Annotated in this window: 11 protein-coding genes and 1 pseudogene; 7 read left to right on the top strand and 5 right to left on the bottom strand. The window is 44.9% G+C overall.

Annotated features, from left to right (window positions below; genetic code table 11):
- Window positions 1-25 precede the first annotated feature (25 nt).
- The 3 genes and pseudogenes from essC to A0O21_RS08330 all read left to right on the top strand — a co-directional run.
- A pseudogene (essC, locus tag A0O21_RS08340) lies at window positions 26-1,831 on the top strand (type VII secretion protein EssC); the annotation flags it as partial.
- 331 nt (window positions 1,832-2,162) lie between these two features.
- Window positions 2,163-3,668 (top strand): CHAP domain-containing protein, encoded by a 1,506-nt coding sequence (locus A0O21_RS08335; protein WP_067064197.1) that lies wholly within the window; start codon window positions 2,163-2,165, stop codon window positions 3,666-3,668.
- Window positions 3,669-3,742: 74 nt separating this feature from the next.
- On the top strand, window positions 3,743-4,540 hold the full coding sequence (locus tag A0O21_RS08330) for an alpha/beta fold hydrolase (protein WP_067064195.1): 798 nt from the start codon (window positions 3,743-3,745) through the stop codon (window positions 4,538-4,540).
- Window positions 4,541-5,328: 788 nt separating this feature from the next.
- On the opposite strand, the gene dusB is transcribed toward A0O21_RS08330, so the two are convergent.
- The 5 genes from dusB to gshAB all read right to left on the bottom strand — a co-directional run bounded on the left by dusB (window position 5,329) and on the right by gshAB (window position 12,273).
- On the bottom strand, window positions 5,329-6,303 hold the full coding sequence (gene dusB, locus A0O21_RS08325) for a tRNA dihydrouridine synthase DusB (RefSeq protein WP_067064193.1): 975 nt from the start codon (window positions 6,301-6,303) through the stop codon (window positions 5,329-5,331).
- Complete coding sequence (gene hslO, locus A0O21_RS08320; protein ID WP_067064190.1) at window positions 6,290-7,162, bottom strand: Hsp33 family molecular chaperone HslO; 873 nt, start codon at window positions 7,160-7,162, stop codon at window positions 6,290-6,292. Before hslO ends, dusB begins: the two co-directional genes overlap by 14 nt.
- A gap of 238 nt (window positions 7,163-7,400) precedes the next feature.
- Window positions 7,401-8,675: a toxic anion resistance protein gene (locus tag A0O21_RS08315; RefSeq protein WP_067064188.1), complete on the bottom strand. Its 1,275-nt coding sequence runs from the start codon at window positions 8,673-8,675 to the stop codon at window positions 7,401-7,403.
- Window positions 8,676-8,733: 58 nt separating this feature from the next.
- Complete coding sequence (locus A0O21_RS08310) at window positions 8,734-9,558, bottom strand: hypothetical protein (RefSeq protein ID WP_067064186.1); 825 nt, start codon at window positions 9,556-9,558, stop codon at window positions 8,734-8,736.
- Between the two features lie 450 nt (window positions 9,559-10,008).
- Window positions 10,009-12,273, bottom strand: coding sequence for a bifunctional glutamate--cysteine ligase GshA/glutathione synthetase GshB (gene gshAB / locus A0O21_RS08300; protein ID WP_067064181.1), 2,265 nt, complete (start codon window positions 12,271-12,273; stop codon window positions 10,009-10,011).
- A 186-nt stretch (window positions 12,274-12,459) separates the two neighbouring features.
- Between gshAB and A0O21_RS08295 the strand changes: the two genes are divergently transcribed.
- The 4 genes from A0O21_RS08295 (at window position 12,460) to A0O21_RS08280 (ending at window position 17,542) form a co-directional block, all read left to right on the top strand.
- Window positions 12,460-13,752: an adenylosuccinate synthase gene (locus tag A0O21_RS08295; RefSeq protein ID WP_067064179.1), complete on the top strand. Its 1,293-nt coding sequence runs from the start codon at window positions 12,460-12,462 to the stop codon at window positions 13,750-13,752.
- A gap of 236 nt (window positions 13,753-13,988) precedes the next feature.
- Window positions 13,989-15,932 (top strand): BglG family transcription antiterminator, encoded by a 1,944-nt coding sequence (locus A0O21_RS08290; RefSeq protein ID WP_067064178.1) that lies wholly within the window; start codon window positions 13,989-13,991, stop codon window positions 15,930-15,932.
- A gap of 30 nt (window positions 15,933-15,962) precedes the next feature.
- Window positions 15,963-16,436 carry a PTS sugar transporter subunit IIA gene (locus tag A0O21_RS08285; RefSeq protein WP_067065250.1) on the top strand — a complete coding sequence of 158 codons (474 nt, stop codon included), beginning with the start codon at window positions 15,963-15,965 and terminating at the stop codon, window positions 16,434-16,436.
- Window positions 16,437-17,242: 806 nt separating this feature from the next.
- Window positions 17,243-17,542, top strand: coding sequence for a PTS sugar transporter subunit IIB (locus tag A0O21_RS08280; protein ID WP_067064175.1), 300 nt, complete (start codon window positions 17,243-17,245; stop codon window positions 17,540-17,542).
- Window positions 17,543-17,764 lie beyond the last annotated feature (222 nt).

Raw genomic sequence — 17,764 nt, 5'->3', positions numbered from 1 at the left:
AGCCGCGCCTTTTTTTATAATTGTTTTACCATTTCCTCGTGGGATCTATATCATCATCACCATGGCCATGTCCACGGTGACGGTGATTTTTGCCATAAGCAACTACTTTAAAAGGCGCCGGCAGTATAAGCGGGATAAGAAAGACCGGGTCGCCCACTATCAGCGCTACTTATCCGATAAGGCCATGGAGCTGGAAGGCTTAGCCAGACGCCAGCGTCAGGGCCAGTTCTATCACTATCCGGATCCGGTGACACTGGACAATCTGGCGGCTCAGTACCATCACCGGATTTATGAAAAAACCCTGCAGCAGTTCGATGCGCTGCACTACCGTCTGGGTCTGGGCGAGGTGGCGACCAGCTATCCGCTCAAGTACAGTCAGACGGAGCGGAGCGGTCAGACCGACCCTCTGGAGGCGCAGGGCTATCAGCTTTATCAGAAGAGCCGCAGGCTGTCGGATCTGCCCATTGTGGCTAATCTCATGCAGGGACCTGTGGGCTATACGGGTCCCAGAGCCTTAGTTTTGGAGCAGCTTCAGCTGATGGTGCGTCAGCTGGCCTTCTTTCATTCTTATCATGACCTGCAGTTTGTGGTGGTGCTTCCGGAAGCGGAGGTGTCTGAGTGGTCCTGGCTGCGCTGGCTGCCGCATGCTAAGCTCCAGGCGCTCAATGTTCGGGGCCTGGTTTACAACCAGCGGACCAGGGATCAGGTCTTAACCAGTCTCAACCAGATGTTAAAGGTACGTCAGGCAAGGCAGCAGGAAGGGCAGAAGGAGCAGACGCTCTTTACGCCACACTATGTGGTTTTGGTGACGGATCGGACCTTAATCATGGACCATGTGATTATGGAATTCTTCACAGAGGACCCGACGGCTCTGGGGTGTTCCTTGGTTTTTGTGGAGGATGTGCTGTCCAGCCTGTCTGAGAATGTGCAGACCATCATCACCATCAAAGATCGCAACAAGGGCGAGCTGGTCTTGGAGGAAGGGGAGCTTCGGGCTGTGCCTTTTGCCTTGGACCATTTTCCTTTGGGCTATGATAAGGAAGCCCTGTCCAGACGCTTAGCGCCGCTCAATCACCTGCAGAATCTGAAAAGCACGATTCCAGAGACGGTTTCTTTCTTGGAGCTTTATGGTGTGGAGACGGTCAGTGAGTTAGGGATTGCCGAGCGCTGGGCTTTGCATGCGCCCCACCGGACCTTATCGGTCCCTTTAGGGCTGAGGGGTCAGGAGGATGTGGTGGCACTGGACCTGCATGAGCAGGCGCACGGGCCGCACGGTTTGATTGCGGGGACTACAGGGTCAGGGAAGTCGGAGCTGATTCAGTCTTATATTTTAAGTTTGGCGGTCAGCTTTCACCCTTATGATGTGGGCTTTCTCTTGATTGACTATAAGGGAGGGGGGATGGCTAATCTCTTTAAGGACCTGCCTCATCTTTTAGGGACGATTACCAATCTGGACGGGGCTCAGTCCAGGCGGGCTTTGATTGCCATCGATGCGGAGCTGAAGCGGCGTCAGCGGCTCTTTTCTCAGTACGGGGTCAATCATATCAATGCCTACCAGAAGCTTTATAAGGAAGGGGAGGCTGCAGAGCCACTGCCTCACCTGTTTCTCATCAGTGATGAGTTTGCGGAGCTGAAGGCCAACCAGTCGGACTTTATGGACGATTTGGTGTCGACGGCCCGTTTGGGTCGGTCCTTGGGAGTGCATTTAATCCTAGCGACCCAGAAGCCGTCAGGTGTGGTCAACGATCAGATTTGGTCCAATGCGCGCTTTAAGATTGCTTTGAAGGTGGCCAACCGTCAGGATTCCACGGAGATGCTTAAGACGGCTGACGATACAAAAACAGCTGATTGAAAATTAAAAATTTAAAAAAATAACAAATAACCTCTGTGAGCAAAAGTCCTTTTCTTTCTATATATTTTTGGTATAATGTGAAAGGAGAAGATGTACAGACAGATAAAAAATAGTTTCTTAGGGCTATTTATAAATTTTTTCTTAAAATAATTCTGATTATCAGCCGATAAAAATGCTTCTCGGCTCATTTTTTTGGAATTATTTTAAGGAAAAATCATTAGAAAAATGTTATAATGTCATATAGCAGCAATATAATAAGACATTTTTTCGAATAGATAGTTATAAGAAAAAATAATTTAAGGAGAATTTCATGTCTTACAAGAGAAAATTATTAGCATTACTGACTATTTCAGGTTTGATTTTATCAGAAGCATCGGGCTTAACCCAAGTATCCTCTATTATTGCAGATGATACACCGGCAGAAACAACGACGACAACCACGACTACGACAGAAGAGGACACTGCTGAAGAAGAAGCTGCAACGGATCCTGATACGGACGCGGATGCTTCTGAAGACGATGCAGGTGGGGCTGAAACCGATACAGCGCCTTCCGCTGAGCAAGCCCCTGGATCCGATACAACGGAAAGCACAACCACGACGACTACGACAGAGACAACAACCTCAGCAACGACTGCTGCAGAAAAGGAAACGGCTCCTAGTACAAACTCCGGAGCTGCTAAAACAGAAAAAAAATCAGGCAGCCAGTCTGCCTCAGATAAAGCTTCCGCAGCCGGAAAAGAAGCGGCTGCCAATCCCTTGGGAGGCAATCCTTTATCCTCCTTTGGTCTGCCGTTTTTATCTGATAGCAGTGAGATTGCTGATGCTACAACTACTAATCGTGCATATGTAGAACATTGGACAGGCGATGATGCCTATACGCATAATTTGCTGTCGCACCGTTACGGGATTACCGCAGAGCAGCTGGACGGCTATCTGGCTTCGACAGGAGTCGCTTATGATAAGAACCGTATCAATGGTGAAAAGCTGCTGGAATGGGAAGAAGCCAGCGGACTGGATGTTCGCGCTATCGTTGCTATTGCTATGGCTGAAAGCTCTCTTGGCTCAGCAGGTGTTGCGGCTCTTCCTGGTTCAAATGTATTTGGCTATGGGGCTTTTGACAGTAATCCCGAGAATGCAGCTAACTACAATGATGATAAGGCTGTGCGTGAGCTGACTAAAGTCACAATTATCCAAAATAAAAACACAACATTTAAACGGCAGGATGATAAGGCTAAGAAACTCGCTTTAGGTCAGTTGGATACAGTTGCTGATGGCGGTGTTTACTTCACCGATACTTCCGGGACAGGGAAAAAACGTGCTGAAATCATGGAAGATCTAGACGAATGGATCGACAAACACGGCGGTACCCCTGAAATTCCAGCTGAACTGAGAAATATCTCCGGAGTGACTTATGCGGAAATTCCAGCCGGCTACAGTATTTCTGAAGCTGTTAATGCATCTGGCTATATCGCTGCAAGCTACCCTTGGGGCCAATGTACTTGGTATGTCTTTAACCGTGCTGAAGAATTGGGGTATCGGTTTGATGCCTATATGGGCAACGGAGGCGATTGGCAGCATAAGTCAGGCTATGTGACAACCCATCAGCCTGAAGTCGGCTATGCTGTTTCATTTGCGCCCGGTCAAGCCGGTGCTGACGGTACTTATGGCCATGTAGCTATTGTTGAAGAGGTTAAGGAAGATGGTTCAATCCTGATTTCTGAATCCAACGCTCTGGGTCTCGGAGTGATTTCCTACCGCACCTTCTCGGCTGCACAGGCGAAACAGCTGACCTATGTAGTTGGTCAGAAAGATTAACCTGCTCAATCAGTTTGAAAATAGCAAAAAGACTGGCTTATTGCCAGTCTTTTTGCTAAGTAAGGGGACTATATATGATTAATGCAAAAAATAAAGTAGTAGAGTTCCATGGAGACAGTATCCATTATATCACGTTTGGTTCTGGTGAAAAATTTCTTCTTTTAATACCCGGTCTTAGTACAGAGCGAATAAAAGGGAAAGCAAAACAAATGGCCTTTTTTTATAGGAAATTCGCTAAAAATTATAAAGTACTGATATTTGATCACCCAAACACTATTGAAAGAAGCTATCAAATAAAGGATATGGCCCAAGAGATTGCTTATTGTTTGAATAAATTAAATATACATAAGATTGATGCTGTAGGTGTTTCGCAAGGCGGTATGATAGCCCAGTCCCTAGCAATAAATTATCCAGATTTAATTGAACATCTTGTTTTGGTTGCAACAACTGCTAGAAATAATATGAAGCAAAATGATGTTATCAATAATTGGATAGCATTAGCAGATAAGGGAGATGCAAAAGCTTTATTATCAAATATGATTGACAATGTCTATTCAAAACAATATCTTAAAAAGCATAAGCTTATCCATGTTGCTCTAAAATATATGGTTAAGGTAAAAGATTTAGAGAGATTCAGTATTCTTGCAGAATCTTGTTTAACATTTGATGTTTATGAGCAATTAGGTGATATAAAATCAAAAACATTAGTCATTGGAGCAACGTTAGACAAGGTTATTCCAGTAGAATACTCCGATGAATTAGCGTCAAGAATTAATTGTAAAAAAATAATTTTTAAAAATTCAGGGCACGCTATTCATCAAGAAATCTCTGATTTTAATAAAATAATTTTAAGGTTCCTGCTCTCAACCTAAACAGCTTTTTTAAACCAAAAAAGCTAAAGCGAAAAGATAAAGATATGATGAGGCAAAATATTGCCCTCGCTTTCTTATTTCTGTGGATGAACAAATATCTGATTAAGGAAGTTAATCCGTTCTAGTCGTTCTGGCAGGGGTGTGTCTACGAAATCAGAGATTTCGGACTTACCGCCTATTTTCCTTTTGCGTTCTTAACGGGCTTTGTATCTTGTGAACTGAACACGCTCTAAGAGCTGTGCAAAAAAGATAGACTGTCCTAGAGCTTTGTCGCTCTTCGTCCAGTCTCCTATTTTTGCTTTGCTCTTTTAACGGGCTTTGTATCTTGTGAACTGAACACGCTCTAAGAGCTGTGCAAAAAAGATAGACTGTCCTAGAGCTTTGTCGCTCTTCGTCCAGTCTCCTATTTTTGCTTTGCTCTTTTAACGGGCTTTGTATCTTGTGAACTGAACACGCCCTAAGAGCTGTGCAAAAAAGATAGACTGTCCTAGAGCTTTGTCGCTCTTCGTCCAGTCTCCTATTTTTGCTTTGCTCTTTTAACGGGCTTTGTATCTTGTTGAACTGAACACGCCCTAAAATCCTAGTGAAAAAGATGGCTGTCAGCGTGATGCAAGACATCACTTGCCATCCCCTATTTTCATACGGATTTTTTAACGGGCTTTGTATCTTGTGAACTGAACACGCCCTAAGCTCTGTGCAAAAAAGATAGCCCTCCCTTGAGTCTTTAGTGACTCGGCGGTCAGGCTCCTATTTTTGCTTTGCTCTTTTAACGGGCTTTGTATCTTGTTTTAGATGGCGGCAAAAATTGTTTCGACTTCGGCTGCTGTTTTGGCTCGGGCGACCGCACCTCTGATTTTGGCTGCGCCGGCGGTGCCGCGTAAATAGTGAGGTGCTAAGCCGCGGAATTCGCGAACCGCAATTTCTTCGCCTTTGAGGTCGACCAAACGTTTGAGATGGTCGCGGGCAATGGCCAGCATTTCTGCAAAAGGCAGATCCGGCAGAATTTCACCGGTTTCGAAGTAATGATTGATTTGGGTGAAAATATAAGGATTGCTGCGGGCACCTCGGCCGATCATGACAGCATCAGCACCGACTTCTTCGATCATGAACTGTGCATCCTGAACGGAGCGGATATCACCGTTAGCAATAAAGGGAATGCGCTGAATGGCCTTAGCTACTTTTGCCAGTGTGTCATGGTCGCACTGGCCGGTGTACATTTGTTCACGTGTACGGCCATGCATGGCTAAAGCAGCAGCTCCTGCACTTTCGGCTGCCAAGGCATTTTCGACAGCCAAACTGGGATCGGCCCAGCCCGTCCGCATTTTGACAGTTAAGGGAATATCCAGAACGGATTTGACCGCTGTGACAACGGAATAAATCTTTTCTGGGTCTTTCAGCCACATAGCACCGGCTTCGTTTTTGACGACCTTATTGACCGGACAGCCCATGTTGATATCGACAAGGTCCGCTTTTGTATTTGTCTGAATGAAGTCAGCGGCTCTGGCCAAGCTCTCTCCGTCATTGCCAAAGAGCTGAATGGATACAGGGTGTTCACCTTCATCAATGTGCAGCATGTGCAGGGTTTTGGTGTTGTTATACTGGATTCCTTTATCAGAGACCATTTCCATAACAACCAGCCCTGCTCCAAATTCTTTAGCAATTGTTCGAAAAGCAGCATTAGTGACACCGGCCATAGGAGCCAGAACAGTGCGGCGGGGAATGGTTACCTGACCAATCTTAAATGAGGGCTTAAGCTTTATCATCAATCATCTCCTCTAAATCTTTTTCTGTAAATATATAATGCTGGCCACAGAACTGACAGGTAATTTCAGCACCGCGGTCTTCTTGTAGCATTTGCTGTAATTCTGTTGTGGCTAGAGCAGACAGTGCATTTTTGAACCGCTGCTGTGAACAGTCACAGTTGAAGCGCAGATTTGTTTCTGCCAAACGTTTATAGGCATCGTCTTCGTAAAGTGCAGCCAGCAGTGCCTCGATATGGTTGTCTGAGGCCAGCAGGCTTGAAATCGCCGGCATGTTTTGAATCCGTTTTTCAAAGCGGGCAATATCCGCTTCTGAAGCGCCGGGCAGAGCCTGCAGCATAAACCCGCCTGCGACTTGGACCTGATCGTCTTGGTCCAGCAGGACATTAAGCCCAACCGCAGATGGGGTTTGCTCACTTTCTGTAAAATAATAGGCCAGGTCTTCACCGATTTCTCCGGAAATCAGAGGCGTCGTTGACGTGTAGGGGTTGCCTGTACCATAGTCGGTAATTACCACAAAATGTCCTCTTCCCATTAAAGGGCCGACGATGACTTGACCGTCTGCTGTTTTCTTGAGGTCGATTCCGGTATTTTGAATATAGCCTTTAACATTCCCTTTACTGTCTGCGACGGAAATAATATGGCCGAGCGAACCATCACCGATAATTTTCAGGGTGACCTGGCTGTCGCCCTTTTGGTTGGCAGCCAGTATCTGATTGGCGATTAAGGCACGGCCTAAGGCAAGGGTGGAGCTGGCCAAAGTATGATGTTTTTGCTGGGCTGTCCGTACGGTCTCTGTACAGTCAAGGACATAAGCACGGAAAGCCCCGTTTTCTGAAATAGTTTTAATGATTTTATCCATAAGATTATTTTAACATAAAAGGTCTCAAAAGAAGCGGGAGTGAGACTGAAAAAAGACTGATTGTACTGTTAATTGACGAAAGTCTTTGCGGCAGGATTTATCCGAGGAAAGTTCTGTGATTTTATTTCTTGTCTGAAAAGGGGCTGAGAGGAAAACCCCTGTTCTTTTTGCTGTTCCATGAAAAAACAAGCTTATTCCTATATGCGAAACAAGCTTGTTTTAAGAACTGGCTGCAATGCTAGTCTGTTTTTTCTTCGTCTGGGCTTTCAACGTCCTGCTGGGTTTCTTTTCCCTGATTAAGCAGGGCCTGGACGATTTTTTCGTCACGGAGTTTGACCGAATCATTGATGGTTTCAGCTGATTTGATAATAGCTGATTCCAGCTGTGCCCGCTGTTTGCGTCCGCTGTCAATGGCTGCGATAATGCCTTGGTTTTGTGCGACCAGACTTTCGGCCAGTGAAGTGACAGAGGCAATCGTGACGGTAGGGCTTTGGGCAGATTTTTCTAAAGCAGGAATGGCTTCTTTGCTGGTTTCAGCCAGCATTTGCAGAGCGGCATTATTGGCGTTGACAATAGCATCGGCAGTAGCACCGGACTGAACGGATTGCTGCAGCATGCCCAGCTGGGCAATGGAGAGTTTCATTGTCGGGATGGTGTTGCGGCGCAGCATGCCCAGTTTTTGCCGCATATCCGAGGAAACTTTAACCATATTGCGCATCTGCGGAGTTGTGGCCCAGGCGACATAGAGCCGGCTGACATATTCTGTATGCTGCTGCTCAAGAGTGTTGATGACTTCGGTCATCCGTGCCAGTTCATCTGTTTTTTCTTGGTATTCAGGGGTAGAGCTGTCCAGCTGAGCAATGTCGTTTTGAAGTTTATCTGCCCGCTGGGCTGCTTCTTTTTGGCCGGCTTCAATAAAGGCAATAACTCCGACTAGATTTTCAATGGATTTGGTGTTGTCTTCAATCAGCATTTCAGCAGAAACAATGTTTCTGGCTAAAGTTTCTTCTTGTTTGACAACATTAGCAGCCATGCTGTCCATTTTCTGTTCGATTGTTTTGGAGTCAAAGTAGAACTCCTGAAGTCCGGCCTTGCCCTGCTTGAAGAATTTTTGCAGAAAATTCGGTTTTTTCTCAAGCTCAGCCGGCTTGGCATCTTTGTATTTGGCGATAAAACCATTCAGTTCGCGGTTGGTATTGCGCAGCAATTCATCAACTTGGGGGATTTCCAGCTTTTTCTGTTCAGCTAAGATATGGTTGACGGTAGTATTGACACCTTCAACAGCCGACTGGCCGAAATCCAGCAGAGCATTTTGGTCGCTGATAAAGTGGTCAACCAGTGCCGGTGTTTTTTCCGAAATAGCTTTTTGCTGTTCTTCCGTCAGTTTTTCGTAGAAAGAAAGGCTTCCAGCTGAGCTGGTATCGCCGGAAGTAATCAATTCTGTTGTTTTATCGGTTTTGGCTACAGCATTGTTGGCGATTGCATCAATATCAAAGTTAAATGTATCTGTCATCATAATCTCCTTTACTGCTTCTGTAGACTTTGGGCTTTTTTACTTGGAAGCCCGTTTTTTAGAGGTTATCTGCTTTTTGTCCCATCATTCTGAGGCTGACATCAAAATCTTTAAGGTCGCTTTCATTGAGCTGGCGCAGCGTTTCATCCAAGTCCAAATCAAACTGTTCTAAAGCGGCCTTGGCCTTTTCCAAACGTTCTTCGGCATTATAATAATTTTTGGGAGTGGACTTGATTTTTAAATAGCCATCCAGAATATCCTGAAACCGCTGCATATTGGCTTGATGAAGGGCTGTGAGTTCAGCCTTATTGTCCGCTTCTTCAATTTTTTTAAGAATAGCTTGGTGGTCGGTCTGGATACTGTCATAAACTTTAATCAGCTCAGGAGCCTGATGGAATAAATCATTTTCTGCCTGGCCGACAGGCTCAGCTGCCGTGCTGATATGGAGTTTTTCCAGCTGCAGTTTAATATCGGTCTCAAAGGCCTCTGCTTTTTTCGTAACCCTCTTATAGATGGCGATGTCCATATTATTCTTAAGGCTGTCCGCTTCGGCTTTAATTTCTTCTAATTTTGGCAGAAGCTGCCGTCCGACAACACTGTATTGGGCGTATTCTTTGGCATCCAAATAACTGTCCAGAAGCTTAATCTGGCGGTCGGCCAAGCGAATGCTGTCTTTTAAATCCTGCAGGCGCCGAGAAATATTGGCTTTTTCCAGTCTGGATTTTCGGGTGGTTAAATAATAGACACCGCCGCCTGTACCTAGTAAGAGCAAAATAGGCAGAAAGTGCTCTATGGCAGTATTCAAGAGAAGCAGAATAAAAAGGATTCCGATAAGAAATGTAAATGAAAATTTTCTTCTTGGCGGACGGCCATAATAAGGCATAAAGTACCAGCCCTTTCTTTTTAGTGAGTAATGATGGACAGCAGGATTTGGCTTACAGCAGCTCATTTTCAAAAGTTTCTTAAAAAAGACTTCTGTGCACAGCTGTTTTCAGCGGTTGCTTTATTATTATCTATTTTAGCGTAAACGGCGTCTGTCTGACAAGGATTTTCCGTAAAAAGCAGTAAATGCCAAACAGAAGGTAGATTTCCCAGCTTAAACCCATAATAGGGCAGATTTTGCTCAATGCAGGTTTTACAGAAAGCTGTCAGTCCTGAAGCCTGTTTTTACAGTATTGATGCAGGTTTGACAATTACCTTTATTTTATCTAAAAAAAGTTTAAAAAACAATCCCTTCAGTCGGCCTGCCGCACCTAAAAAGCTTAGTCTTGGGAAGAGCAGTGTTTTAAAGAAGGGATTTTTATCTATCTCTGCCGGGTTCTGAGCTTCAGTTTTAAGGCTGTTTTGCTGCTTCCGGGAAGAGTTTGGCCAAAATTTTTGGTGTAATAGCCTGTCCCGGTCCTTCCTGACAGTAGGTGTGCATGTACATTGAAGGATTGAAATTGAGTTCTATACAGGTGCAGTTAGGCTCTTCTGCGGTCGCTGGTTTTTCTTTATCTGGGATAATCAGATCAACACCGCAGGCCCAGGCTCCCATCGCTTTAGCCATGTCGGCAGCCAGCGCCTTGTAAGAGGGATCCATGCTTTCGGTGCAGTCGATAGAGTCACCGCCGGTTGAGATATTGGAATTTCGGCGCAGATAGACGGTCTGCCCTTGGGGCAGGATATCGTCAGGCTGGTAGCCCTCTTGCTCCAGCATAAGTTTCTCAACCTCTCCCAGCTGGATTATTTCCAAAGGCGAACGGTGGTCTCTGCCTCTCAGCGGATTAGCATTTTTACGGTCTATGAGCTGGCGGACTGTGTGTCTGCCATCACCGGTAATATTGGCTGCAACGCGCAGCAGGACCGCTTCGCATTGGCCGTCTAGAATAAAGAAGCGGTATTCTGTCCCCTCAATATAGTCCTCAACAAGGACAGCGCTGTCTTCTGCCAGAGCAATGTCCAGCGCTTTTTCATAGGCTTCCAAGCTGAGACCTTCTTTAAAAATGGAGATGCCCAGTCCGAAATTAGTGGATTTCGGCTTGACCACGATCGGTTTTTGCTTAATCCGGCTGTAGTGGCGCAGGGCTGTTTCTTTGTCAGAGAATTCAGCACCGCCCGGAACCGGGAAACCGGCCTCTTGCAGAATTTTTTTCGTGACGGTCTTGTTGGCCATGGCCAGAGGAACGACATAATTATCTTTGGCTGTCATATTGCCGTTTTTGACATATTCGTAATGGCTGCCGTGCCAGAGTTTGAGAAACTGATCTGCTTCATCGAGAATTTCAAAATGGATTCCCTGCTGAATGGCATCAAAAAGCAGCATCTGAGTGGAGAGTTCCATGTTCTCATAACCTTTGAGAGCATAAGGCGCTTCCCAGGCATAGGCATGGTGCTCCTGTCCTTTGGTCCGGCCAAATGCAGCCAGTGAATTCTGAGTGATTTCCTGATGGAGGCGTCCGGCCAGGGTCAAAGCTGGATTATCAGCCTGTCTGCGGATCTCCTCCAGCAGCTCCTGATAATAGGAAGGGAGCTGGAAATGGGTGATGACAGCCAGCATAGCGGTCAAAAGGTCATCCAGCGGTGCCTCTTTTGGAAGTTTCTCCAAAGGATGGCTGAGAGCAACGCGGTTATTCAGTTCCTTAGCCTGTGCCAGCTCCCTGTCAACCTGCTCCGAACTGTCCAGCCAGAGCAAGGCCAAACTGAACAGATGGACAGTATCCAGAGTTTTCTGGTCGATACCGGTGGGAGTGTAGGGATTGAGGTCAAAACAGCGGAATTCCAAATAGGTTACCCCCTGTGTCAGGTAGTCCCGATTATGCTTGCTGCCGCGCAGGCGGACAGGGGAGTAAAACTCTTTCTCAGCAATCAGCCTGCCGTCTGCGACACAGCCCTCGATATCCTCAATATAGTCTTGGAGGCTGTCATAGGATACGCTGATATTTTCATGATTAACATAGCCCAAGTGGCTGTTGCGGATAGAGCGGACGGGGCCAGATTTGTTTTCTTTGAGAAAACCGGGCTCTGCTATCGGACTTGCCCCGTAAAGATAGGTCAGGAGCCACTGGTAACGCAGGAAGTTCTGTGCCAGTTTTAGATGGAGAGCATTTCTAAAGGCAATCGGCGAGTTATAACCGCTCACTGCGTAAAGCTGTTCTATTAAATCTCTGCCCAGCTCCATATTATAATGAATTCCGGACATGGACTGGAGAATTTTACCGTAAACGTCCCTCAGGTATTCTCTGTAGCGGTACTCGAAGGCATCATTTAAATGGGCAATTTCAACTTCTTCTTCCCGGAGTTCAGGCGGCATTGACAAGGGCCAAAGATACTCGGTGGGCTCTAATGAGCGCTGTGCCACATCCGTAATGGCACTTAAAAAACGAAGGGCCTCCTTAGTTGAAGAGGCGACAGGTGTGATGAGCTCCATCTGAGGTTCGCTGTAGTCCGTCTGAATATATGGGTGAAAGTCCCGGCTGCCCAAGCATTCAGGATGGGGCGTCTGTGCCAGTCTGTGATCAGCATTGATACGGAGACTCTCTCTTTCCAAGCCAAAGGTTGCCTGAAGGACGGGAAGGCTCCGGGGACTGTCTTGTAAAATATGATCGATCCTTGCCATAGTTTTCTCCTTGCTAGCAGTATACTTTTAGTTTACAGGATTCTTTTAGAAAACGCAGTGTTTTGCTATGGCATATTGAAAAAAAAGCTGAAATCTCCTATAATGAATTGTAAGGCAAATCTGCAGGTGCAATTCCTGCCATGCTGTCAAGAAAGGATAAAGGCCTGTCTGGCCTGTGACAAAGGTATGACATCAGTAGTAGTTGTTGGAACCCAGTGGGGGGATGAAGGCAAGGGGAAGATTACGGATTTTTTATCGGCCGATGCAGAAGTTATTGCACGCTATCAGGGAGGCGATAATGCCGGCCACACTATTGTGATTGATGGCAAAACATTTAAGCTCCATCTGATTCCATCAGGAATCTTTTTTCCGGAAAAAATCTCGGTTATCGGCAATGGCGTCGTTATCAATCCAAAGTCTTTGGTTGAGGAACTGGATTATCTGCATCAGCAGGGTATCGCAACAGAGAGCCTGCGCATCTCGGACAGGGCCCATGTGATTCTTCCATATCATATCAAGCTTGATCAGCTGCAGGAAGAAGCTAAAGGCGATAATAAGATTGGTACGACCAATAAGGGAATCGGACCGGCCTATATGGATAAGGCGGCGCGTGTCGGAATCAGAGTGGCCGATCTCTTGGACAAGGCTATTTTTGCTGAACGCCTGCAGGCTAATCTCGCTGAAAAAAACCGCCTTTTTCAAAAAATGTATGGCTGCAGTGAAATGGCTTTTGCCGATATTTTTGAAGAATACTATGCCTATGGGCAGAGAATAAAAGAGTATGTGACCGATACATCTGTGATTCTCAATGATGCTCTTGATAGGGGTAAGCGGGTCTTATTTGAAGGGGCTCAAGGGGTAATGCTGGATATCGACCAGGGGACCTATCCTTTTGTGACATCCTCCAATCCGGTTGCCGGAGGGGTGACTATCGGCTCAGGTGTCGGCCCAAGTAAAATCAATAAAGTTGTCGGTGTCTGCAAGGCTTACACCAGCCGGGTTGGAGACGGTCCTTTTCCTACTGAACTGTTTGATGAAATCGGTGGGCGAATCCGTGATATCGGCCATGAGTACGGCACGACAACAGGACGGCCCCGCCGGGTTGGCTGGTTTGATTCTGTTGTCATGCGGCACAGCCGCCGGGTTTCCGGAATTACTAACCTGTCTTTAAACTGTATTGATGTGCTGTCTGGGCTGGATACTGTTAAAATCTGTGTAGCCTATGAATTAGACGGCCAACGGATTAGCCACTACCCGGCCAGTTTAGAACAGCTCAAGCGCTGCCGGCCTATTTATGAGGAGCTGCCGGGCTGGCAGGAGGACATCACGCATGTTCGCAGTTTGGAAGAGCTGCCGGAAAATGCCCGGCACTATGTGCGTCGTATCGGTGAACTGGTCGGTGTACGGATTTCAACCTTTTCAGTCGGCCCAGGGCGTGACCAAACCAATATTTTGGAGAGCGTCTGGGCTAACAGCTGACCTGCCGTTTTATAAATAAAATAATAAGATTGGAATGTGAAGTGCACTTGTGAAGCTGAACCTTATGTTCAGCTTCACAAGTGTTTTTTTATTGTCAGTTATTTATTTGACACTTGAGACTGCTGCCTGTCTTTCGGCTTTGGCAGCGCTTCCACATTAATGAAGAAGTATATTGGCTTTGTTTTATGCCAGTAAACCTTTATAATGAAACATAATTAAAGAAAGGGGGTGATGATGTGAATTACAGACAAGTAAGCATTTTAAGGGATTTGCTGCTGACAGAAAGCTTTATTACCGGCAAAACACTGGCCGATAAATATTCTGTTTCAACCAAAACGATTTATTCGGACTTATCTTTTTTAAACAGTGAGATAGAAGAGCTGTCTAATAAAATTGAAAAAATTCCTCGGAGAGGGATACGTTTGGCTGTTGATGCTAATGAAAAGAAGCATCTTGCGGATTTATTAAACCATTTCCATTTTCACGCGGAAGGAATTAATGATATATCCAGAGAATATCTACTGGTGAAGTCCCTTTTCTTTGATGAAAAAGAAGTTGATATCATTGACTGGTCCGTTCAGTACTTTGTCAGCGAAACCTCAGTCAGAAGAGATATTGATAAATTGGAAAATAAATTTGCTGATTATCGTATCCGCATGGAGCGCCGTAACGGCAAATATCATGTTGTCGGACAAGAGCAGGAGATTCGGACTTTTCTGAGGAACTATCTGATAACAGAATTCCATTTAGAATTGTCCAGCATTGCCCAAACTAAACGGTTCACTTATTTTTTCTCAAAAGAGGAAATTGAGCGTGTGATAGCCATTGTCAGCCATTATGCTGAAATTTATCATTTTACTCTAAGTGAGCAGTACAGTATTTATTTGATTGTTGATTTATTGATTGCAAAAATGCGTTATGTCAACGGTCATACATTTGTTTCCGATGGCAGCATGCATTTTGTTGATAAACTTTCTTATTATGAAGTCTATACTTTTGCCTGTGATCTATTTAGGGAGTGTGTTTGCTTTAAAGGTGATTCAATGCCGCTGTTAGAGATTATTAATCTGTCTTATACCTTATTGTCTGTCGGCTATGAGACCAATGATTTGATTGTAGGAGATCAGATTAACCGTATTATCAGCAATCTGATTAATCGTGTCAGCCGGCTTCTCAGTATAGATTTAAGAAAAGACCGCCATTTGTTTAAGATGCTGATCAGTCATGTTCAGCCGATGATTTTCCGTCTGAAAAATAAGATAATTGTCAGCAGCGATATCACAGAAGAAATCAAAAAGAAGTACAGTGTTCTCTATAATATTGTTTGGCTATCCTGCCGGGAACTTTCAGATACATTTTCTATCGATATTACTGATGGGGAGATGGCATTTTTAACTGTACACTTTGAAATTGCCATTGAAAAATTAGCTAAACCTTTGCTGATCTATGTCGTCTGCCCTCAAGGTCTGGCAACAACTGAGCTGAATATACGGTCGCTGTCGCATGTTATATCCAATTTTGATCATCTGGTCAAAATTGATGCCAGTGAACTGACTCAGGCTAAAATCGAGCAGGCCGATATGATTATCAGTTCTATTTCACTGTCAGATACGGATGTGGATGCTTCTAAAATTATTTTTATCAGTCCTATACTGACCGATGCAGATTTAGAAAATTTGCAAAGCCGTTATTTACAGCTCCAAAAGGGGAACAGACGGGTTTTATCTGTTATAGAAAGCAGGGAAGCTTACACAAAGTCTTTGATTCACCAGCTGATTGGCGACAATATTTTTTTAAATGTGGATAAGGGGACTGTTAATGACTGTATTGATTTCCTTGTTGCCAAGTCAGCTGCTCAAAATCGTGAGAATCCGTCCTACCGCCAGTCTATCCGGATTCGCGAAGATTTGGGAAGCACCAGTGTCTACACCGGTATAGCACTTCCGCATGCTCTGCCGATTGCTGTGAGTGAGTCCCAGTTAGTGATTATGACGCTGAAGAAACCGATTCGCTGGGGCAGCAATATGGTTAAAGTCATTATGCTGATCTCCATGTCGCAGGAAGATGAATTTTTTTATAAGGATGCGCTGATCAGTCTTTATTCGAAAATTGACAGCTCAGATTATATTGATCAATTATGGCATTCGACAACTGTTTCTGATTTTATGGAACGATTGTAATTAAGGAAGCTAATGGAAGGGAGGAACCGTATGACTGAAAAAATGAAACTTCAGGATTATATCACACCAAAGCTAATCTTTGTCAATGAACATTTTGACTCAAAGGGCGCTCTGTTTCAGAAAATTTATCAAGAATCTCTCGATTCGGGCTACGTCCATAAAAGCTTTCTTGAAAAAATCATAGAACGCGAAAAAAATTTTCCAACAGGCCTGCAGTTAGAAACAATGGGTGTCGCGATTCCGCATACTGACGCTGAGTGCATCAAAAAAGAGTTTGTTGCTATTGTCACAACTGATCCGGTTACCTTTGTCAGCATGGAAGATTTTAACCAGTCAGTAGCTGCTGAAATTGCTTTTGTCTTAGGCCTGAAAGAGCCTCATGCCCAGCTTGAAATGCTTCAGTCGCTGATGGGGCTGCTGCAGAACTCAAAAGTATTGACACAAATGAGAGAAGCAGGTTCTGCAGATGACATCATAACGATTGTAAAAACTAATAACATTTAAATGGAACACGGGCTAAGCTCTGCGGGAAAAAGCATGGTCAAGTATAGAACCGATTTCATAGTTAGGCAGCGTAAACGACTGAAAGCTTTGTCGCCTTAACAGTCGTCCGCACCTTTCTAGTCGTTCTGGCAGGGGTGCGTCTGCGAAATCAGAGATTTCGGACTTACCGTCAGCCGTAAACGTCTGAAGGACGATTTTAAAAATAGATCTTAATGTTTGTTATGGTGTTATTTGCAAGACGCAGTAGCCTAGTGGCACTTTATTCGCTTTTTCAAAGCTTTAAAATGCCTACTAGGCTTTGCGGGGGTGGGACAACGAACTTTGTGGTCTGGGGTTCTGTCCCACTCCCTAGTCGTTCTGGCAGAGGTGCGTCTGCGAAATCGAAGATTTCGGACTTACCGTCATTTTCATACGGATTTTTAAACGGGCTTTGTATCTTGATAATTGAACACGGGCTAAGCTCTTTGCAAAAAAGACAGCCCTCCCTAGAGTCTTTAGTGACTCGGCGGTCAGGCTCCTATTTTTGCTGTGAGCTTTAAACGCCCTTTGTATCTTGATGAACTGAACACGCCCTAAGAGCTGTGCAAAAAAGATAAAATCTCCTAGAGTCTCAGCGACTCTTCGTCAATTTTCCTATTTTTGCTTTGCTCTTTAAACGGGCTTTGTATCTTGTTGGAACTGAACACGCCCTAAGAGCTGTGCAAAAAAGATAAAATCTCCTAGAGTCTCAGCGACTCTTCGTCAATTTTCCTATTTTTGCTTTGCTCTTTAAACGGGCTTTGTATCTTGTTGAGAGGAGATTAATTATGTCAAAAGTTAGAGTACTGGTAGCCTGCGGGGCAGGTATAGCAACTTCTACAGTTGTTATGAAAAAAATCGAAGATTTATTTGCCCGCAATCACATTGATGCACAAATTACACAGATTAAAATAGCAGAGGCTGTTTCTAAGCAGGATTCAAATGATATGCTGATTACAACAACGATGCTGCCTACAGAGTATAAGATACCGGCAATAAAAGCAATGGCATTCTTAACTGGAATTGGACAGGACAAGGTTGAAGCTCAAATTTTAGAAGAAGCCGCTAAAATACAGGCTCGCCAGTGAGAAAACATTTTGTTGAACTGAACACGCCCTAAAATCCTAGTGAAAAAGAAATGCGCCATCAGGTGCTGACTTCTCATTTAGCTAGCCGTAAACGTCTGAAGGCTTTGCAGTCTTTACAGCCTGCCGCACCCTTCTAGTCGTTCTGGCAGAGGTGCGTCTGCGAAATCGAAGATTTCGGACTTACCGTCATTTTCATGCGGATTTTTAAACGGGCTTTGTATC

Source organism: Streptococcus pantholopis (assembly GCF_001642085.1).
Lineage (GTDB): Bacteria > Bacillota > Bacilli > Lactobacillales > Streptococcaceae > Streptococcus > Streptococcus pantholopis.
The sequence above is the reverse complement of the archived record's forward strand: the minus strand, read 5'-3'. Positions and strand labels throughout refer to the sequence as shown.